The 20,786-nt window shown below is 31.6% G+C and carries 25 protein-coding genes; 6 read left to right on the forward strand and 19 right to left on the reverse strand.

Annotation, left to right across the window (positions count from 1 at the left end; translation table 11 throughout):
* Positions 1-332 precede the first annotated feature (332 nt).
* Positions 333-587 carry a hypothetical protein gene (locus tag FTT76_RS07270; RefSeq protein ID WP_180190295.1) on the forward strand — a complete coding sequence of 85 codons (255 nt, stop codon included), beginning with the start codon at positions 333-335 and terminating at the stop codon, positions 585-587.
* 48 nt (positions 588-635) lie between these two features.
* Here FTT76_RS07270 and FTT76_RS07275 read toward each other — a convergent pair whose 3' ends face one another.
* Both FTT76_RS07275 and FTT76_RS07280 read right to left on the reverse strand, forming a co-directional pair.
* Positions 636-1,277, reverse strand: coding sequence for a hypothetical protein (locus tag FTT76_RS07275; protein WP_180190296.1), 642 nt, complete (start codon positions 1,275-1,277; stop codon positions 636-638).
* An 8-nt stretch (positions 1,278-1,285) separates the two neighbouring features.
* On the reverse strand, positions 1,286-1,528 hold the full coding sequence (locus tag FTT76_RS07280; RefSeq protein WP_180190297.1) for a hypothetical protein: 243 nt from the start codon (positions 1,526-1,528) through the stop codon (positions 1,286-1,288).
* 244 nt (positions 1,529-1,772) lie between these two features.
* On the opposite strand from FTT76_RS07280, the gene FTT76_RS07285 reads away from it, so the two are divergent.
* On the forward strand, positions 1,773-1,955 hold the full coding sequence (locus FTT76_RS07285) for a hypothetical protein (RefSeq protein WP_180190298.1): 183 nt from the start codon (positions 1,773-1,775) through the stop codon (positions 1,953-1,955).
* A 408-nt stretch (positions 1,956-2,363) separates the two neighbouring features.
* Complete coding sequence (locus tag FTT76_RS07290; RefSeq protein ID WP_180190299.1) at positions 2,364-2,690, forward strand: hypothetical protein; 327 nt, start codon at positions 2,364-2,366, stop codon at positions 2,688-2,690.
* Between the two features lie 45 nt (positions 2,691-2,735).
* On the opposite strand, the gene FTT76_RS07295 is transcribed toward FTT76_RS07290, so the two are convergent.
* The 5 genes from FTT76_RS07295 to FTT76_RS07315 all read right to left on the reverse strand — a co-directional run bounded on the left by FTT76_RS07295 (position 2,736) and on the right by FTT76_RS07315 (position 7,424).
* Positions 2,736-4,385 carry an LPD1 domain-containing protein gene (locus FTT76_RS07295; RefSeq protein ID WP_180190300.1) on the reverse strand — a complete coding sequence of 550 codons (1,650 nt, stop codon included), beginning with the start codon at positions 4,383-4,385 and terminating at the stop codon, positions 2,736-2,738.
* 24 nt (positions 4,386-4,409) lie between these two features.
* Positions 4,410-4,727 (reverse strand): hypothetical protein, encoded by a 318-nt coding sequence (locus tag FTT76_RS07300; RefSeq protein WP_180190301.1) that lies wholly within the window; start codon positions 4,725-4,727, stop codon positions 4,410-4,412.
* 6 nt (positions 4,728-4,733) lie between these two features.
* Entirely contained in the window at positions 4,734-5,498 is a 765-nt protein-coding gene (locus tag FTT76_RS07305; RefSeq protein ID WP_180190302.1) for a hypothetical protein, read from the reverse strand.
* A gap of 3 nt (positions 5,499-5,501) precedes the next feature.
* Positions 5,502-6,815: a hypothetical protein gene (locus FTT76_RS07310; protein WP_180190303.1), complete on the reverse strand. Its 1,314-nt coding sequence runs from the start codon at positions 6,813-6,815 to the stop codon at positions 5,502-5,504.
* Positions 6,816-6,905: 90 nt separating this feature from the next.
* Positions 6,906-7,424 carry a hypothetical protein gene (locus FTT76_RS07315; protein ID WP_180190304.1) on the reverse strand — a complete coding sequence of 173 codons (519 nt, stop codon included), beginning with the start codon at positions 7,422-7,424 and terminating at the stop codon, positions 6,906-6,908.
* A gap of 79 nt (positions 7,425-7,503) precedes the next feature.
* On the opposite strand from FTT76_RS07315, the gene FTT76_RS07320 reads away from it, so the two are divergent.
* Positions 7,504-7,866: a hypothetical protein gene (locus FTT76_RS07320; RefSeq protein ID WP_180190305.1), complete on the forward strand. Its 363-nt coding sequence runs from the start codon at positions 7,504-7,506 to the stop codon at positions 7,864-7,866.
* Positions 7,867-7,970: 104 nt separating this feature from the next.
* Here FTT76_RS07320 and FTT76_RS07325 read toward each other — a convergent pair whose 3' ends face one another.
* On the reverse strand, positions 7,971-8,714 hold the full coding sequence (locus FTT76_RS07325; protein ID WP_180190306.1) for a hypothetical protein: 744 nt from the start codon (positions 8,712-8,714) through the stop codon (positions 7,971-7,973).
* 60 nt (positions 8,715-8,774) lie between these two features.
* Between FTT76_RS07325 and FTT76_RS07330 the strand changes: the two genes are divergently transcribed.
* Positions 8,775-9,140: a hypothetical protein gene (locus FTT76_RS07330; protein ID WP_180190307.1), complete on the forward strand. Its 366-nt coding sequence runs from the start codon at positions 8,775-8,777 to the stop codon at positions 9,138-9,140.
* 5 nt (positions 9,141-9,145) lie between these two features.
* On the opposite strand, the gene FTT76_RS07335 is transcribed toward FTT76_RS07330, so the two are convergent.
* The 5 genes from FTT76_RS07335 to FTT76_RS07355 are packed head-to-tail and all read right to left on the reverse strand — an operon-like array spanning position 9,146 to position 12,192.
* The gene (locus FTT76_RS07335) at positions 9,146-9,994 is read right to left on the reverse strand and encodes a hypothetical protein (protein ID WP_180190308.1); all 849 of its coding nucleotides are present in this window, start codon (positions 9,992-9,994) and stop codon (positions 9,146-9,148) included.
* An 18-nt stretch (positions 9,995-10,012) separates the two neighbouring features.
* Positions 10,013-10,792, reverse strand: coding sequence for a M48 family metallopeptidase (locus FTT76_RS07340; protein WP_180190309.1), 780 nt, complete (start codon positions 10,790-10,792; stop codon positions 10,013-10,015).
* 4 nt (positions 10,793-10,796) lie between these two features.
* Complete coding sequence (locus FTT76_RS07345; protein ID WP_180190310.1) at positions 10,797-11,276, reverse strand: hypothetical protein; 480 nt, start codon at positions 11,274-11,276, stop codon at positions 10,797-10,799.
* 11 nt (positions 11,277-11,287) lie between these two features.
* Positions 11,288-11,800, reverse strand: a complete 513-nt coding sequence (locus FTT76_RS07350; RefSeq protein WP_180190311.1) for a hypothetical protein — start codon at positions 11,798-11,800, stop codon at positions 11,288-11,290.
* A 5-nt stretch (positions 11,801-11,805) separates the two neighbouring features.
* Complete coding sequence (locus FTT76_RS07355) at positions 11,806-12,192, reverse strand: hypothetical protein (protein ID WP_180190312.1); 387 nt, start codon at positions 12,190-12,192, stop codon at positions 11,806-11,808.
* A gap of 189 nt (positions 12,193-12,381) precedes the next feature.
* Here FTT76_RS07355 and FTT76_RS07360 point away from each other — a divergent pair, with 189 nt between their 5' ends.
* Positions 12,382-13,029 (forward strand): hypothetical protein, encoded by a 648-nt coding sequence (locus FTT76_RS07360; RefSeq protein WP_180190313.1) that lies wholly within the window; start codon positions 12,382-12,384, stop codon positions 13,027-13,029.
* A 58-nt stretch (positions 13,030-13,087) separates the two neighbouring features.
* Here the strand turns inward: FTT76_RS07360 and FTT76_RS07365 are convergent, their stop codons facing one another.
* The 6 genes from FTT76_RS07365 to FTT76_RS07390 form a co-directional block, all read right to left on the reverse strand.
* A complete protein-coding gene (locus FTT76_RS07365) occupies positions 13,088-13,603 on the reverse strand; it encodes a hypothetical protein (protein ID WP_180190314.1) in 516 nt (171 codons plus the stop codon).
* A gap of 9 nt (positions 13,604-13,612) precedes the next feature.
* The gene (locus FTT76_RS07370) at positions 13,613-14,746 is read right to left on the reverse strand and encodes a hypothetical protein (RefSeq protein ID WP_180190315.1); all 1,134 of its coding nucleotides are present in this window, start codon (positions 14,744-14,746) and stop codon (positions 13,613-13,615) included.
* Positions 14,747-15,418: 672 nt separating this feature from the next.
* Entirely contained in the window at positions 15,419-16,297 is an 879-nt protein-coding gene (locus tag FTT76_RS07375) for a hypothetical protein (RefSeq protein ID WP_180190316.1), read from the reverse strand.
* A 133-nt stretch (positions 16,298-16,430) separates the two neighbouring features.
* A complete protein-coding gene (locus FTT76_RS07380) occupies positions 16,431-17,036 on the reverse strand; it encodes a transporter (RefSeq protein ID WP_180190317.1) in 606 nt (201 codons plus the stop codon).
* The gene (locus FTT76_RS07385) at positions 17,026-18,789 is read right to left on the reverse strand and encodes a hypothetical protein (RefSeq protein WP_180190318.1); all 1,764 of its coding nucleotides are present in this window, start codon (positions 18,787-18,789) and stop codon (positions 17,026-17,028) included. The genes FTT76_RS07380 and FTT76_RS07385 overlap by 11 nt, the downstream gene beginning before the upstream one ends.
* Positions 18,790-18,959: 170 nt before the next feature.
* Complete coding sequence (locus FTT76_RS07390) at positions 18,960-19,436, reverse strand: hypothetical protein (RefSeq protein ID WP_180190319.1); 477 nt, start codon at positions 19,434-19,436, stop codon at positions 18,960-18,962.
* Between the last annotated feature and the right edge of the window lie 1,350 nt (positions 19,437-20,786).

Raw genomic sequence — 20,786 nt, forward strand, 5'->3', positions numbered from 1 at the left:
TAATGACATTACATCTGTCGCTAGTGACAACTCATGTGTCATCTGGCGCATTTTTTTGAGATTTTTTCAGTAGTGGGGCGCTTTCCTACTCCGTTGAGAATTATAATTATGTTAGCACATTAGTAGTATTAAAAAGGGCATACATTCAATTGCGTCAAATGACTCATAAATAGAATCTTAACCACTGCATACTCATATTTGCATCGTACTAGCTTATGTTTGATGTACAATAATATGCACCGTACAATAACGTACATGCTTTTATGGAATATGTTTTAAACTTTATCCATATCTTTTTTAAATTTAACCAGATAAGGAAAGGAAAAATAAGCATGAGTTCGCTTGAGGAACAAAAATTAGATTTATCGTATGTGGGTTCTAAAGTTATTGAATGCTTTAAAGATGCTGGCTTAGATGCAGCTTATATTGATGACAAAATTGAAGAGTTTTCTACATTAAGCAACTATGCTGCATTACACAGAGCATTACGAATTCTTGATGATAAAAATATGCAAAGATTAGCTGATAAGCTAGGTGTTACGTTTGCAAATCTCGAAACAACACTATTGGTTTTGAATAAAATTTAACTTATATTGCATTCTAACCCACTTTCATTTTTTTGGTTTAGAGCACAATTAAATCGTATATTTCTTCTGCTCTAATTGTTTATCTATATTCTTAATTTTAAGTTCTAGCACCTTGGCAGATATCGCTTTGGATTCCGCATAGGTTATAACCCCGTCTCTATTAGCATCACTTATCATTTTCCTAACCTCTGGCTGTTTAGCTTCCATAGAAAGATCAATAGATCCACTGGTAATTAGATTGGACATCTTTGTGCTGACTGGTTGAGAATCAATATATGCCTTATAACAATCTAGATATTTATCCTTAAAATTTGTACTACTTATCGGGTCTTGGTGGGCCGACCGTATATACAAATCCATATTTTTTTCACATCGTTTTACACCTGTTTTAAGGACCGAAATCGGTACGGTACTAATGCTCTTATCCAGCAACTCCACATCTTCTCTTAATAAACCTTTAACTATATTTTGAGCTTGTAGTTCTGCAGTTAAAGCTGCTATAGACATAACTTGCTGCTTCAGTTTGATTCCTATCTCATCTACTGGAGTGTCACTTTTACTCAGATCCATTGCGCTAGTAGCGTTATTTTGTCCATATTTCTCATACAGTTTTGAGCCTACAAACAGCAAAAGTAAGATGGAAAACCCAATAATTGCAATTCTGAACTGCTTATCCGTTACTTCTTTCATTAAATATCTCACTTAATCAAAAATGATGTTGCTTGTTTGGATGTAATTAACTGATAGTCAGCAAGTAAAGCATTCATGGATTTATAAGCCTTTGGTTGGCCACGAAAAGTAATGACCACCTTTTCTGCAACACCAGTACAAACTATTAAATTCCAGGTGCCCATAAAACTGTCTGCGCGAATACTTCTAACATTTCCATTATCGAATGTGTTTTTAGCTTCAGATACAGTAATCCCATTTGTTTTCTTCAATTGATTCCCCAGCCTGTGATTGTTAAAACTTAAATTAAAATTATTATAATTGCAAAAAGTTAATATTGCATTGCAATAGGTTAAAATTGCAATGCAATAATATTAAAATGCAATTGTTGCTTGATAGAAGTTTATGGAGGTCTATTTTGACTACGTATTTAAAGAGTGCATTCTATTTGCCAATCTGGTTAATACCGGTTGTATTTTTCTATTCATATAGGTTTTATCATAAAGGATAATTATTATGGTGAAACAAAACACAATGACATTAGATGATAGTGATTTATGGTTCGCTGGCTACATTGCTTATAACTTTGCAGAAACTGAATCTAACCCACACCCCGAAGGGACTTATGAATTTCATATGTGGAATAGTGGTTATGAAGGAGCAAAAAAAGATGAATCCAGAGATATTCCAGAGGAATAAATTCCCACAGAAATACTATTTACTTTACTTTTTTAATTGAGTGCATATGCCGATATTTATCATTCTTATAGAAATACAGCTTGTTATAGCTTTCATCGCCCTTGTAATCGCTATGTTCTCACGTATGCTTGTTGATAATAACGACCTAGAGGGGCCAACACTCTTTTTCTTAAAGATCGCTGGCATGTTTACGGTTTCGTCAATCTTGACTGCATTGTTAGCATTTGCTTGTTTCCACATTCATAAAAAGTATTTTAAAAGAGTTTAGTGTTTTTTTGAAAAATTAATATCTAAAACGTTTTATTCGCTGGTTTAACAAATCGTTTGGATATATATTAATATTCTTTTAAAATTGCTTTTACTTAATATAGAAATCTAACCATACTGGTTTTAACTTTGGAGTATATAATGAACGTCAACACTCAAAAAATGTTCGATCCTAAGCAGAATAAGTTACTTGGGTATGTACTATGTGGTTTAATGGCCAGCCCTATTGTTACTTTTGCTGCAAGTGATATCTACACATCGTATATTGATGCTCAAGAAGCACCAGCTTCACAATATGGCGAGATCCTACATAACCTTGAAAATACCAAACAAAAGCCATATGCTGATGAGTATCGCTTAACAGTTAACCATGCATTAAAAGACAATACTTTAACCAACGCTGAGTACAAATTTCTTTCAAACTACTACCACCTGTTAACCAAGGCAGAGCTAATAAAAACAAAGTAATTCTCTAATTTTATTGCACCCCCTTTTAGATGATGTTTTAAAGCATCATCTTTTTTTTAGCCAAAATTCTACGAGTTCTCGTATCCATTCATCCATCAAATCAACCAATATCGCTCTCTCTCGACCAGTGGGGTATGCGCTTATCTTCATATTCCAACTTTGCGCTGATTCTTCTGTGCCATAAACCAGAAATTCATTAATTCGATCATTTTCAGCCAATTGGTCAGTTACCCAGCACTCAAATAACCGTGCAAATATCTCGGTTGGTTCCGACCAGTATTGAGATCTTGCCTCATCCAAAGTAAGTGCATTATTCATAAAGGATGTGCCATTAAACATTGGGCTTTCATCATTACTTAAATAACTTGTGGATCTGTTTGTTAAATAATTTAAAAGTTTTAAAAAGTGTTTAGTTGGTTGGCCATCTTTTAAGTCGATTAAATGCTGGTCAGTGTGATTTTGAACATAGTAATTATATTTACTCGTTTTTAAAAAATGACCTGAAAAAAAGTCAGAATCTAAACCATTTCTTGTTGCCAAGATGTTATCTAGTCCGTGGCCAAACTCGTGCGCCAACACCCCCACACCCTGGGTTTTAGTTAAATGGATAAGCATATTGCCCGGCTCAAAATGTGCAGCTGCCCCATCTACACCAGTACCCCTGCTTCCAAATGCAATTCCTAGTTTCCCCCCTAAGGAGGCAAATGTTGCTGGCAAGCCCATAAGATCAACAAGGTCCATTAGCGAATCATGTGTGGAGTTTAGAAACCATTGCCGTTCTTTTTGGTTTACCCAATTACCAAATTCAACACCTCTAAACTTAAAAATAGACATTAACTCTTCAGCACTTATATCTTTACCAGCCCTATAGTCTTCGCCCTCCCTAATATGATCTCTATCGAATCGTGGTCGTCTAGGGGGCTTGGATCTTTCTTTTTTCTCCGGCTTAACTTCACGCTCATCTGTAATTAATTTAAACCTTTCTTTAACAGCTGCCAGCGCATCAGAATACGTATCATATTCTGTCCACCCATCTAATGTTTGGACTCGTTTTGCAGAGATAGCCTTAACTGCGAACCACTTTTCCTCTCTTGTTTTAGTATCAATTAATTTTGTGGCACCATAATTATCCGTATCAAGTATATTTTCATTTGGCCAGCCCAAATGAACTAGGTTTCTTAATCTAATACTCGTTTCTAAATCAAAATTTAATGGGTGTTTTACTCTTCTTTTCGTGTGTTTTCCCGAAGCATACTTTTCAATAATGTCATTATTTCTATTCTTAAACTTCAACTCCATATATGAATTAAAGTCATCTGACAAATAATCTAATTTTTCATAAAATCCATTTTCATACTGGTCTTTAAAATATTGCATAGTGGCAATATATGCTTCATCCCATTGTTCTTGATTTAGCTTAAACCATCCACCACCCAAAGGTTTGTTGGCTAGATTTCCATAAACAAGTGTAAATAATAAAGCGTGTTTAGCTGTCTTTTTCCCTAACTTCACATCTTCTCTAAAATTAGGTTTTGGCCATATGTCTTTCTTTACAACAGAACTATTTGACTTTATTCCTTGTATATTCTCTATAAAGTCTGGCGAGGGATTATCTTTACGTGCACCTGAGAATTTCTCCCCAACATCACCAATAGGGCCTTCTTTATGTTCTGATTGATCAACTTCTTCCATCATAAAAAACCTATCGCTTATAAATTTTTATTCCCGTATATCTTCCAAAATCCCAGAAAGATCAAATAAATTTATTTCCTTTTGTTTTGCTTCAACATCGATTGCCACCAATAAATTCATAAATGCTTTAAATATAATAAATGGAATAGGTTTTCCATGACGTTGAAGTGATGTTGACCAGATGCGAATGCGCGTTTCACAAATATCAATTCCCTGCTCTTTAAACAAAGTTATTAGAGTTGGGAGATCGCTATCTAATTTTGTTAGCTGCAGTAGATGGCGAAAAATATCATTATTTGAAAAACCATTTTGTGAATGTTGACCGGGATGTACATGTGAGTTCATAAAAACTTATGCTCCAAATGTGTAGCTGTATAAAAGGTAAATAACCAAAGCTAAAAGTAATATTTTTATAGAGATAGAGGATAAAGAGTAGTTTTCTAACGTGAAGGGTTTTCTTCGAAAATTAATCCCCCAATCTGATACAGTACCTCTAGATACAATGTTATAGAAATTAGATTGCCCTACCCTCAATTCAACTGTATCAATGGCCACAAATTCGAATTTAGAAGTCAATGTATCACTGAGGAATTCAAAGAATGTGGTAGGAACAGCATTTGAGATAATATGAATAAAGCCAATATCACTATTATTACAACCTAAGCGCTTATAAGAACTATCCAGCTCAAACTTGGTTTTAGATATAAATTGTTCCGAAGAATCTGGGAAAATTTTATCTAAAGAAGGCTCATGGCCTGGTTGAAAATATTCAATGCTACTAGGTAGTTCACATCCCCAATTTTTTGATATCCATATATTCCGTTTTGTATCATGCAGAATGCCATCAACAACAACAACCGCCACATCCCCTACATCACGATCCGGTTTATTTTTATATTCATCGTTCTCTACATCGGTTAGGTAAATATCTGGCATAGGTCGCAATAATTCAAAGAGTGACACATCATTCAATGCTTCTGTTTTTTTCTCTTTAATTAATTTATGAAGATTCCCCCAGGCGTCTTTAGGAATAACCAGAAATGTATGGATTCGCTCAGCTGAAGTAAATTCAGTAGCTGCTTCAGGAGGTAAGGTATTTTGAGTATTTAATTCCATTAATTAGTTCTCAGCTTGCGATTTTTGATAGTCAATTGCTGTTTTCATAGAGTATTGAGTATCATCTTCATGGGCAGTACCAATCATGCTTTGCTGTCCTTGGTATATACCTTTTACAGCATTCACAAAGGCATTATGTGCGGTTGAATTGTAATAAGTTAGAGATCCGGCACTGGTTGAATCATTAAAGGTTAATGTGTTTGGTACATGCCACACAGCTGAATATGCCTTACCTTTAATCACAACAACAGGATCAAATTCAATAGCCTCACGGTGCTGAGTTTCATTCCATGGTGTATAAAATATTGCCTGATTTTTTAATTCATATACTTTAAAAGTAATTTTCCCTAAATTGCGCGATTTCGCCTCTTTGTTATAAGCATCCAAAACGCGTTCTTTATTAAAATTTGAAATTTCAAATTCAGGATTTTGCATTATCACCAAAGTTTCATCAGTGGTTTTGATTTCACTAGGCACATAGATCTTAGAACCTTTTGGAAATCGTCCAGCATTTTGTAATTCGTTTTTAAATTTATAATTGGAATTTATGTAGTTACCAAATTCATTACTAAAATAGCTGAAGAAATTTGAGGCACTTGTGAACATGCCAAATTGATTAACCCGGACAATCTGTTCTGAAACAGTAGAAGTAATACTTGATATTGGTTTTCCAGAAATATCAATTTCGCGCCATTTATAATTTCTTACCCCTACTTCCTTATCACAATCATCATTAAACATTGAGGTAGAGACAATATCGTTATCCATACGCTTAACGTATGCAACGGGATAGCTTCTTATGGGCTGCATACGTACAGCATTATTTGAGTTCGTATAAAATCCACCAGTAGAAATGATATTTTGATCAATAGATTTAATTTGATAACTTCTTAGTGTATTCAGCTGTCTATCAAAACTATCAATTTCTGACTCATACAGAACATCACCCTCAACTGACGTTGCAATTGAATAAGGTGCATACATAACATCACCTTGCACCTTATCCATAATTTGTTCAGCTTCAATTCGATAAAGTACTTGGTTAAAAAAACTTGTACCAGTAAGTTTTGGTATTGTCCCACCTATACCAAACTTACATGATACCTTTTGGTCTATAGCCGATGGCTTGGTGACTGGAAGTTTATAATTATTGGGTTTGTATGTGGTCACACGCTCATCATATTGACGAACCTGATCTTCAACTTTTTTTTCAATCGGATCAATTTGATCTTCAGGTGGAGTTATGTTGTCTTTAGCTTTATCACACCCTGCTAATAAAAGTGTCAAGATTGCAACTGAAAGGCTCTTTTTATTCACAACAAATAAACCTAATTTAAAATACTTAATAGTTCTTATTATAATTAAAAAATAGTATTAAAGAAGTAGAAATTAAAAGTTTAAGAAACTTTAGTAAAGAAATTTAATTTCAGACAATCTAATAATAGCCTCATCTTTTAGAGATATGTTGTAAAAACCCAATACGTTAAAGCCTATTGCCAAGGGAAGCATTGTATCGAAACAGAAAATTCTACGAACATCGGTGAATTGGTCCTTAAAAACAACATCTCTTAAAACATAACTTAGTGAATAAGAAGCCTTTATGTTATTTTCTTGAGAGTATTTCTTAATAGCAGCTTTCAAAAAGTTTTGAACATCTAATGTTGTATCAAATATAAAACTTTGTTTAAGTTCAAATTTTGTAGATTTAAGTGAGGAATAAACCCAATTGAAAGCCTCTACAACCAACTGACACGCATCGTCCTTAAAGTTATCTGAAGAACCTACAACGTAGTAAACTGTTGATTTCACATTACCTTTGTAGAAAAGTGTAGAAATGCACACGAGCACGTCTTTGTATGCATACTTATAAGGGGTCTTATCTACACAAAAATAGTTTACTATCTCAACAACATTCTTATCAGACATAAAAATTCAAAAAAAATATTTGTTAGTAGCATATAAACTATAATTAAAATAATCAATATTAATCTAAAAGGGTTTAAGAATGATTTTAACTAAATATAAGATTGTGTTCTTACTAATACTAGCTCTATGTTTTATTGTTTTTTATAACTACAGCTTAAAACCTATATACAACAGAGATACAATAGAGTTCAAAAGTACCTCTGAAGCATTTGAAAACTTAGATACACAATTACTGGTAGCTAACAATAAAATAGAAGTGGAATTTAACAAACTACCTAAATATCAAGTCCCAACTAAGGACCAGCCTATTAAAGATGCACTTGAGTTTGTTAAATTTGGCAAAGCAACATTTATAGATACAATGGACCAGAACACAGACCTTATTAGTGATCTAAATAGTTTTGAACAAAAATCACAAAATATTTTAAGTGAAACAAGATAGAATTTTAAGGATTTTAAATAGAAAAATGGGAAGCTATAAGCCTCCCATTCTTTTAATGTCGAAAGAAACATTTCTGTGTTGTCTTTAAACCCATTATAATAAAACTATTTATTTATGCAAATACTTTTAATTGAAATATCTAAAAGGTCTTTAACTTTCATATTTTTTGAATTATGAAGAAAGTGTGAATAAATTGTTAAAGTGCTCGAATAAATATATAAAACCTGAGTGTATGGGTTGGTTATATGTGACCTATCATATATATAAAACCTTAAATACTTTTTAGAATTCACATCCACTAAACCTTTAAGCATACCACTAGTTAACTCATTGATTTGTTCTTCATATTTTTCTGCCTCTTTATACATCAAATCGCTATTAAGGCCTGGTGTAGCCCCACTTACTTGCTCTACATGACTCAGTATTGTGTTATTCAGCCCAATATAATGCTCCTTTACTTTTTTTGTATAGGCTCTAACCAACAGATGATCATGTAACTGAAGTCTGATTTTGTATGCAACAAGTTTAAAACTAATGGAACTTAGAATAACAGCTGCTGCACTAACGATCAGGATGCCAACAACAGCAATGATCCTAAAGCCATCAATCATACTCATTGACATTAATGTATCACCAGATAAATACACTCCAGATAGCCCAATCACCAAACCAAGAGCAATTAGAATCAATTGTGAACATGCAATAAAAACTTCATTGAAGGTAATTTTCTTTATTTGTGAAGTAAAAAGCTGAACTTTTTTCTTCTCAACTTTCAACATTTTTATTAAAGCTTTTGCTTCTACATTAGAATGGTTAAAAGCTAATGTAACGATGTCTTTAAAAGTCATGTATAATCTTTAGTATTTTAACGATACCTTTAATATACACCAGGATAGAGTTTATTAAAAATGAAACAAAGCACATTTATAGCACTCTTAATACCTTTTATTTTGGTCGCTTGCTCGGCTGATATGTCTGATAAAGAGCGAGTTGATGTTTTTTATGAAAATAAATTAAATAATATTGAAGCTGATATTGATAAAACAATAACTGAATATTCTACTGGCATTGTAACTAAATACTATCCTGAACCATATTTCAATCCAACAAAGCCGATCCCACACTACTACGCAGAAAAGCTGGATCGTATGGGTATTCCGTACCCTAAAGAATTAGTCTACATAAATGACGATTATAATTTTTATAAGGATCGCGCTCAGTTCAATTCAGAAAATTATGTAAACGTTGAAGCTGAAGCTGGCCACGATCACTAATCTTATTAGGAGCTATAAATCTCTGGAGACTTTTTCAAAAGTCCATCACAAGATTTCAATTTTACAATCAGATGTTCATTTGACGTTTTTGAAAGTATCCATCCACCAAAGTTTATGTTGTTAAGTTTTACATTTGGTAGTGGGTCATTTCTATTTTGCTCCAATAGCCAAATATAATTTTCACTTATCACAAAAACTACTTTGAGATCTGGATCTATTCGTCTTAAATCACAATAACGCTGCAAGTTAACATTACCAGGAGATTCAGCTTGTATAAGGGCCTTTCTTCTTGTTTTTTCGCCGTGTTGCTTAAAATATTGAATGCAGCTGATTATTTGGTTTTTTAGATCTAAACTGGTTTCTTTTAATGTTTCAATGAACTCAAAGTATACCCAACTTACTTCAGTGTTATTGAGTTTTTCAAACAACCATTCAGGTATATCAGATAGCTTTTGCGTTAGGATAAAAGGCTTACCCACACTCAAAATTTTAATATTTTTTTTCTTATATAAACCTAAATCACCAATAGCAACGCTACCGGTTTTAGCTAGATACCTGTTTTTATTTTCTTTTAATCTAAAAGGTGTCTCATCCAACTGAGGCGTATTTTGAAATAATGATATATAATTTAGATCTTTAAGGAATAATTGCGCCTTTCCATTCTTATCAACTAAATCAAACTCCCCACCAATCTCGCCATCGATAATATTCTTTGAAATTAAAAAAATATCATCTTTTTTTTGAATATTTAAAAGAAGTAAAGCAGATTTAAAATCCGCTTCACCTACTGGTACAACCACATACCCATGGTCAAATAACTTTTTTGTTATTCGTATTTTTGCATTAATTTTCATCACGACCTCACGGCAGAATTATAATTTCCTATTTTTCATTAGGTTGATGTGTTCTTGAATTGCAACAATACGCTTCTCAGATGCTGGGTGAGTTGAAAGAAAGTCCACTTTAGTCCCTGCTTTTTCCTGAGCTACAACCTTATTCCAAAAACTTACAGCGCCTTGAGGGTTATACCCTGCTCGTACCATAATTTCTAAACCTAATAAATCGGCCTCAGTTTCTAATTTGCGAGAACCAGGTAAGTTAATTCCATAATCACCAACAAGACTAGTGCCAGAAACAGCAATATCACCTAATCCAGCTGAACTTGCAGCAAGAACCCCCAAACCAGTTAAAAGTTTTTTACTCACCTTTTCTCGACCGTGATCACGTAATGCATGTGCGATCTCATGCCCGATCAGTGCTGCCAATTCATCATCTGTAGCATTAATTTTAGTAATAGAACCGGTAAGCACACCAATCTTACCGCCAGATAAACAAAAGGCATTGATACTGTTATCTTTAATTGTATTTACTTCCCAATTCCACTGTACAGCATCAGCACGATAATGAGATACCTGTGCAATTAATCGTTTCGAAACACGGTTTACCTGAGCATTGTTAACAATCAATCCTCGTTGTTTTGCTGCAGTAATAATATTGTTATAAGACTGCATACTTTGTTGTAAGTAGTCTTTTTCAGAAAACAGCATGATTTGAGAGCGCGTTGATCCCACGCCGTTTACAGTTGTAGACATACAACCAGTCAAAAGTGTTCCTGTTAGGGCCAAGGTACATACCGTTTTAAGATTTAACATCACGTTATCCTTTATTACTAATTTTAAAGAATTGTTTAAATTTACTCGGTGAAGATAGCTTTTCTTCTATCTTTAACTTCTCAATATCTTGAAGCTCTTTTAAAATTGTTTTGTAATGTTCCCTGCACTCTGAAGTGCTCTTATTGTATTCAGCTAATACTTGTTCGTTAATGCTTTTTAGCTTGAAAAATTTAAGTAAAAATACATTAAATACGATCGTACCAATAAACAATAAAACCGAATAAAGTTGAATGATAGGTAATTTGGTTGTGGTTTCACTTGGTCCTAATGCACCAGCAACAATGAAGAACAAAATAGATAAAGTAGCTGCAGCTATAAAACCTGAAAAAGAAACCTTAATCTTAAAACCAAAACGAGCTATTAATGCCACAACAATAAAGCCAGTTAAAATAGTAGCTATGGCGGTTGCAATAATTACAAGAAAAAGACCAGCATTGGCATTAGTTGGATCTATCATATCCATAAGCTTGTTCTCTAAATATAACCTTGTGATTCTAAAAGGCTGTAGCGTTCATAATGTAAAACATAAAAAATTTTTTTTAAGTTTTCGTATTGCTTACATAATAAATCTAATGCTTCGATATACTTTTGTTGACTAAGAAAATCTTTAAACTCAATTAAATTAAAACCACTTAAATTATGTCTCTTAATAAATGAGTTGATCGCCTCTGGATTTGTGACGAGTTCACGCTCAAACTCAAACATGAGTCTCCCAATCTTTATAGACAATAATTTTAGATTTACTACAAACTCAACAAATTGAGGATTAGATCCTGGAATTTGAACAGTAAGTTCCTTTTCATCTTTAGTAAGCTTAAGAGATGGAAAAAAATTAGTAAGATTAACAAGTAAATCGCTTAAAGAAATTTGCTCACCAAAGAATACATACATATATCGCGCCGTATCAGGAACAATTTCTTTAGATTTAGCAAACTTTAAAGATGTAGCTTTAGTCACATCGCTATTTAATGTTAATTTTACTTTCATACTATTCACTCATCGTTTTGATCGCTTTTAAGAACCAACTCATATTTAGGATGAATCCCTAATCGCAACTGCAACAGCGTCCAAGCTTCCTTACTTATCAGCTTTTGTTTATTTTCAAATTTAGACCATTGGATGTTTTGACGCATACCTGTAAGCATAGCCATTTTGGTTTTACTTAAACCGGTCCAAACTCGTAATTGTTTACCCATAATAGGATGGGGATCAATCATAAGCCCGTTCACTTCCTGTATTGACAAAATATGCATTGCAGCTGGCTTGCCAATTAATTGAACACCATCTTCACCCATTAAGACTATACGGTTTTCATACTTACCAGAGTTTAAGCACTCTTCAAGCTGAGCAATGATATTCGTTTCATCACTCTCTTTCATAGGTTTATCCACATCACCACCACTAGTATTTATCACTTGTTATACCTTTTAAGATAGATACCATCTTAGTATATACGAAAAAAAATCTAAAAGTTTTTTTTTAAAAATTAAATGTGTCGTTTTTGTGTTTTAGCTAAAACCATTTATAATAGTCTTAAAGGTATTAAAACATATTGAAAGGTGTTTAAAATGAGCAATAAAACTGATGATCTTAAAAGAAAGAATATTAATGGAAGTTTAAGTAAAACATTTAACAGAAAACTTAAACCGATCTCATTTTGCTTAAGTGATCCTGAGCAAGTTGAATTATTAGAAAAAATTGAGAAATTCATTTATGGAAATTACTTCAAGAATATTGTTGGATATTTAAGTAATGACGATGTAAACGTTATTGTTAACAGCAATGGTAAATGCGAACCAATAATTCCAGCCGAATTGATTGAGTTAAACATGAAAAAAGGATTCTTATCTTGCAGAAAGATTGCCAAAAGTCTTATTAAGCTTAAACTAGTAGACAGCATGTTGCATGAACTTAGAAATTTTATTTCTGATGACTTCATTACACGACTGGCTGAAGATCGTGGGCTTCTAAACAATCAACCAGCTGAAATAAACAATATTGACCTAAACACAAGCTCATTCGAATATGAAGAGTCTGATCTAATGGATTCCTCATATAAAATGACTCCACCACCAGCAATATTTAACAACCAGTCTTTAAATATCATTAAAGAAATAGTACGTAAACATGAAAACTTACCGCCAAATATAGAAATTGATAATGATTTTGTTCAGCAATTTATTAGCGAAAACCCCGAATTACTTTCAAATTTATAATAAACAATGAAAAAAAAGATCCTCAAAGGATCTTTTTTTTGTGTAGAAAAAATTACTATCAGCTGTAAACAACTGATGGCATATCACACTTTTCAATAGAAGTTGATTTATCTTCATCCAATTGTTTAAGGAAATCAGTAATTTCATTTAATGGGACGATATTTGCTGGCAGAAATTCAACCACATCATTTACATTAGACTTTATATAAAGGTCAATGGATCGATGTATGGCCATATACCACTCAATTGCTTCCAGATCCCGATCAAATATGGATGAAATAGATTGCTCTAAATCTTCAATATATTCTTTACTTAGAAGCAACTTTCGCTCTATGTAGCCCTGGTGTGCCATTGCTAACCATATGAACAAATTAAGATCGGCTTTTGTACCTTCAACTACACCATCTGAAAATTTAATCGTTTTAAAATTACATAAATGGAAATATTGATCACTAAAATACAGAAAGTAATCATCATATTTCATCAGAACAATATTGTTCTTTATAATACTTGGTATATCCATTTTCAGATCAACCAGAACTTGATCCGGTGTAGATTTAATAAGGAACTTCATGCTCTTCCCCTAAATAAACTGAATTTGCTTAAAAGTATCAGTAGTATTAAAGGATACCTTTTTATGATCTACCAAAATATCAGATACAGTAGTGATTGAAGCATGTGGATCTAATTCAATTTTGCACACTTTAGCCGACTCATGAACCAAATCCAGAAGTTTTGCGCGACTTGCAAAATACTGAGTTAAATCACCACTTTCTTTATATGTGCCAATTACATATGAAAGCTTATTTTCTAAATTCACTTGAACAGTTTTTAAAGTTTGATCAATCAAGTGATATTCTTCTATATGCTCAAGTAAGGTGGCATGATCCAAATAGAAATATACCTCTAATAGCAACGAGTTATAAAAATCTACAAAGCTTGCTGAAGTTTTGAAGTTATAGACTTCTTGTTTGGTTTCTTCATCACCGTTTAAGGTAATATAAGTCTTTTCTATATCAAACCCAGAATCATTCACCAACGTATAAATAATTCTACTTAAATGATCAGCATGTTCTTTGCTATTCGTAAAATTGATTTTAATCTGTTCACCAATATCTGAAATATTCACAAGAATATAATTACTGGTATTCTTTAATTCTTCGCTGTTTTTTGTAAATTTAAGCATAGATAATTGATTATCAGGATCTAGATCAACTTCCAACTGCTGGTCCAAAGAATCAACATTATCGATAAAGAGCTTAGCCACCCCATTAGTAATAACGCTTTCGTATTCTCCAAAATTACGTAATAAATAATCTTCTAATAGGTGTGGTAGCAACTTAACCAATTCAGCCTTGAGATCTTGAATACTTGAAGCATTATTGAATAATGAATCTGGCAATAAGCTATCAATCTCTTTATTCAACTCTGCATCATTTAAAGAAATCCCTTTTTGCTCAGCAATAGCATTCCTATACGAACTTAATACACCTAATGTAAGGATGCATAATGTAACAGTTTTTACCCATTCACCTTTTATCTCGGTTGGAATGTAGTAACCGCTATTTGAAACCCATTGATGCTTATGGTTCAATATTTTTTTTAATGACAATCGTGTTGCTGGGAACACATCGAAAATAGTAACTAAAGCTGGATTTTTACCAAGTTTTAGTACCTTATCATTACCATAGAAATAAATATTACTTGTATTAGTCATGACATACTTTTATAAAACATTAAATTAATTATATATTATCACTAATTATAGGTTTAACAATTATTTTTTAAACTTTTAAGCAATAGTTAAGGTGGTTTTAAATTTTTACTCCATGAGTACAAAAGAACCCAAGAAAAAATAAATTATGCTTAGGCTATTGTTGTTGTTCCACCATAAAACAGAATCTCTAAAAATAAAAAAATATAAAATTAGTAATTAACCACAAGGTATTGATAATAGACATTATTATGTGAAGATAAATGATTTTTTTTGTTGGTATATGCTTTTCGTGAAAGATGTAATAAGTAGAACTTGCGAGAGCAAAAAATGACACTAATGTAGCTATTAAAAAGCTGGCTTTATAGGTATGTGTTATCTCATAAATGTTTAATTTAAAAATTATCTCAATGATTAAAGGGGAAATAAAAATAATTAATATTAAGTTTAAAACCCCCATTAAGTTATATGTTGATTTAAGCACAAGGTCTGTCTTCGATTGTTCACTTGAATCAATCTCACCTGTTTTAGGTATTCTAAAAAGCACTATAAGTCTCTTCTTAAATAGTATTAACATTATACTTTTAAAGCAAATCAATACAATACCTTAATACCCATTAAAACAAAAAAGCGGTCATGAGACCACTTTTTAAAAATAGAATAAACAGTTTTAAGTTAGTTATAAGCTTTGTCTTTAGTTTGTCTATATGTAGATATCTGATAAAAGAAAAATAAAGATAAAATTGAGAATATCCCAAGGCCTAATGTGTTCCAAAATCTGCTAATGCTAAGCTCACTGATCCGCTTGTTGATTTCTGAAATTACACATGGATTATTCTTTGCTAAGTTAACATCTATATTGCATACATCTGTATATTGGAATAAAAAATTACGATGCCCTTCCTCGTACAAGCTTTGAATCTGATTTATATTGCTGGTGTTAAGAATGATTAAAATTAAAGATATAATTGCAATAAAAATAGAGATGTAAAGCAAACATTTGACCACAATCTCACGACTTTCTTCATCCAATCCTCCTAATAACTTATCAATATAAATGCTTGATTTCGAACGTCCATCTAAAATTAAATTGAAATTAAATATCGAATTATTATTTTTACTACTAGATTCTTCGTCAGAATTTGTATTTGTATTTGTATTTGTGTTGGGTGCAGCTTTGGCTTCAGCAACAACCGGTACTTCCGTAGATATGTTCAATTGCTCAGCGGATATTTCCGACTTACAATTCGAATTTACGGTAAAGCTTTTGATTGTTGGTGCTTCTTCCTGGACTGAATCAACCATCTTTTCTGCCTGGTGCTGATCATCTACCGATTCATTGACATCAAATAAAATCTTATCAACTTGATCACTATGTTTAGATTTTACATAGTGGTAAATTAACTGATTTATAGAATCCTGAATAGCTGGATTCTTATCTACTTTCTTGCCTACATCTTCGCCATAGGTTTCAATTATTGATAGTTTTAAAATATCCTTCTCTTCATCATCAAGCAACGAATAAAGCTTTTTAATAGTCAATTCACTAATCATCTGTTAAACCTATTTAAATAAGGCTGTTAAACTTTTAACAGTATATACAAAGTGTTTTAATAAATCATATATTTTGTTTTTAGAAAGAAAAAAGCCACCTTTAAAGGTGGCTTTAAAATATTAATTTAATTGCTTAGATTAGACATTCTGAATTTCCTGAAAGAGACTGGCTGTTCTGCCCTAAGTATTTCTGAACCGTTGTAGCCACATCCCTCGGAAGTTGATTATTAACCTGTTGTATGACATTTACTTTGTACTTGTTTTGACAACTCACTACACCAGCTAACATATTGTTGATTAATCCCCTATTATCCTTACCATCCAGGCTTTTAGTTGCTTCACTAATAACAATGAGTTGAACAATATTTAGATAATTATTTGTTAGATTATCTTTGCTGCCATTATTAAATTTGGATAAATTTTCTATTGTTGCATTCAATCCATTCATTCTAGCTTCTAAACTAGAATTCGAATTTTGATTCTGGTTGTTATATGCAGAATTAGATTGATTAACTCGATTTTGAACATTAGATGATGGTTTATTTTGAACCCCCTGTTGTGAATACTGAGTATTTTGAGGTGCTTGATTCTCAACAGGTTTAGCAATTGGTTTGTCTGGGACAGGTTGTTCGGTTGCTGAAGGTGTTTTTTTATACCAATCCGTAAGATCTGCATGTACAGTGGCACTGATAAATATGAACGATAGAACACCACAAGATAATAACTTTTTATTCAACATTTTTATCTCCCTGTTGCAAGCTAAATTCATTTGCCATTTTCCAAAGCTTATAAAATTCTTTGCTATTAGACTTCCAGTAATCCATATCTTTTTTTAACAGTTTCTTCAAGACCATTGAATTCAAGTGAAAATCATCTTCAAAGAAATCTTCAAACAATAGATCTGTCAGATATGTCTGAGTTAAAGATTTTTCGTTTTCATTGCCCATGCCAAAAAATACTTGACAGAGTTTTACACTTTCTTGAACTAAATCAAGATATTTTTGCTCGTCAGCATTTCTTTGATGCTTAAGATGTGGATGTGTTCTAAAAATTGAATGCCTAATAAAGTTATAATCAATAATAACCGTGGCATCTGTAGTTTTAGAAGTTAATTCAGTTGAAATTAATATCTCAGAAGTAAATATATCGACCTTATCTCGAATATTTAGGAATTCACTGGAGAATGTTGTATTTGAACCGTTTTCAATAACTAACTTTTTAGTATTTCGACCTTTAAGATACATTAATCCATTTCTATGTTTAAGATCACGTAGGTAACGCTCAAAAAAATGGTTGTTTTTATATAGATCTTCTAAGCCTTGCACAATATAACTCGCTATCAAATTTAAATTTTTAGCAAGATATGATGGCCCGTGTTTAGCAACATAAGCTGCTATTCTATCTTTAACAATTGCTACTACTTTATCTGCCTTACCATCATTGATGCGTAGTGCTGCAATAAACAATTGATCAGGTATATTTAACTTTTTACCATTTTCATCTTCGATTTTATCAGTAATGCTTTTTAATAAATTCAGACCTTCACTATATTCGTGCTTTAAGCTTATTTTAAAACGATAGTTACAAAAATGGTCTCTGTTTTTTCTTCGTTTATTGCAAGGCTCATATTGTGATTTAATATAAAGCTCAACACTTGAGTCGTCATTCAATCTTGTCAATGCTGGTAACAGGCGTTTATGATAAAAATCACTTGGTCTATATTTAAATTCAGTAGAAAATTCGGTTAGAGACTTAAAATCTGCATATGATAAAACAATCTCTCTTCTAAACTCGTTAATCTTCATTAGGTTATACATATAAAGATCTAATCTTTCTTTAATATTTAAAACCATCAATGTATCAATGGCTGTGTACTTACCATTTTTTATATAATCAATTTCTGTCAGGCTTTCAGCAACTTTTTCTTCTAGCTGATAAAAAATAAACGAATTATCATCGTGTTCAAAATAAGAAATACTTGAAAACAACCTTTTGTGTGTAATGCCATCCTCTAGATCGTTACCAAATAAAGTTTTGCTAATTTCATTTAGTGAACTAGTTGGCAACATTACTGACTGGAGATTTTCAAATAATTCCCATGCTAATTTTTTAATGCGACTGTCACTGACACGCTTTGCACTATTTCTATATTGAATAATTTGGCTTACATAGTCAAAACTCATGACAAAATTGTTAGCTGTCTTTAGCACTTCAGGAAATGACAACTCCGGCTTTTCATCTAAGACTTGTTTAATTTGAATGTCTAAGCGATTTTTTGCGTATATAAGCATCAAATAAAAAATTACTTGATCTATGACTGGTCTATCCAGGAAGGACTCAATAAAATAATTACTAATTTTATTACCATAGCCCAGCAGCTCTAAGGTATTTGTTTCGGCTGTGATTAATGAGTCTTTAATAGACGTTTTTAGACCTAAAATATCATCCATTGATATCTTAGAATTTATGCAGACTTGTTGTGAATCTTGCATAATTGCTCCAGTACAGGCAATTCACATTGCCCTTTGAGATTGATTTAAAAAAAACAACTAAAATGTATATATTTTGGCAACCCAACAAACGTTGTAGTCTTTTTGCTATATAGCGATGTATATACTACACCAATTTACATGAAATAAAAAAGCTTCCGATTCGGAAGCTTTTAAGCGATTAACATTATTTGTTGACCTATCTCAGGATGTTGAGATGGTATTGTGTTGTACTTAAAAGGCAATTCAGAGTGTAGGTTTTTAAAGGCACCATTTCTTCGCAAGAAATCAAAACTTTCATTAATTTTAAAAGAAATCGAACCATTGTTGAGCATCTTTATCTCATCAATCATTGGAGCAATCCCTTTTTTGAACTCCGTATCGATCGTAACTGTAAGATCACAAGCCTCACGCATGAATCTTTTAAAATTTTTATCCGTAAAAGATAATCCACAAATAGAATTAATTTTATCAATAGAAAACAAGTATTCACGCTCTTGTGAATTACTAAAAGCTGCTAAGTTATCGATTAATAAAAACAATTCAGCCGTCAAAGTTCCTTTTACCAGAATATCGGTCGAATTTGTATTAAACACATTCGAATTAACGAGCATTTTTTTATGTTTAAGACTGAATGACTGAAATTGCATATTATGAATTCCCTTAGGTATTCTGAACCGTAATTATAGCATTAATAAGCTGCAGAACCTATTTATTTTAATAAAATTTCTTATCATTTTGTGAGTTACGTTCTTATATAAAACATATAATTACGTTAAATTTAACTCATAAATTATAGTAATATTTTTAAACTACCATTTCATAATATTTACATATTATTTTTTCTATCTCAAGCACTTAAAAGCACTTAAATTTAGGATTTGATAACTCACATTATTTGATCAATTATCAACATATCATTTCAGAAATAGTATGTTTTATAGTGAGGTTATAATCTCCTGTGGGCAGATAAGACATCGATAAGTATCAGCACGGCGTTTTTACCATATATAACCAATTTATATATGCTCTAAAATTTGTCATCTAAATTTCATCACTAATTCAATAAAGTGTTGTTATATATGAATATTTATAATTATTTAATAGTCATTTAAAATTCATTCATAAATTCGTAACCTATTGTTTATAAAGCTTTAAAAGTATCTACCAGCGAAGTTTAAACCAAAACTTTTACACACCATGCAAACACCGTCATCTAAAATTCATCACTAAATATATAAACTATTGTATTATATAAATATATTGCCTTTATCTATAGTCATCTAAAATTCATTCATAAATACGTAAAATGTTGAATATTAATGTTTAAATGTATTTATTAGCGAATTTTGCACCCAATTAATTTTAGCGTTGTCATCTAAAAATCATTGATAAACCTATAAGATATTGATTATAAATAATTAAGCATTGGTATTGGCGAAGTTTACATTCAACAATAACTTAAATGTCATCTAAAATTCATCGATAAAACAGTAAGATATTGATTAATAATAGTTTTATTGATTATTAAGCGAAGATTTTTCGCAATAAAAAAAGCCTGTAAATTATTGTTTTATAAGATAATTATTTAATAACTGCGAACTTTAAATCAAAACTATTTATTGTCATCTAAAATTCGCTATATTAGCGTTATAATGAATAAAATCAATAATATAACGGTTTTGTTGGTATAGATTGCTAGTAATTTTTCTATTTACTTGCAAAGTTATCCACAGTTTTGCAAATTTAAAATGCGCTATAAAGAATTTAAAATGCGCTATTAATTTTTATTTTAAAAATATTATTCAATATATACAATACATTAGGTTGATATTTCTTGTGAGTTAGTGCTTAATAGCTTAAATTTAAAATATGTACAATATTTTGTGTAATTTATAAAAAAGCATCATTAAAACAAGTATTTATACTGTGTATAAAATTTATGATGTTTGTGGATAAAAATCATTAAAATTGGCTATTTTTCACTGTTTTCCCCTCCC

This window comes from Acinetobacter sp. YH01009 (genome assembly GCF_013420765.1).
Lineage (GTDB): Bacteria > Pseudomonadota > Gammaproteobacteria > Pseudomonadales > Moraxellaceae > Acinetobacter > Acinetobacter amyesii.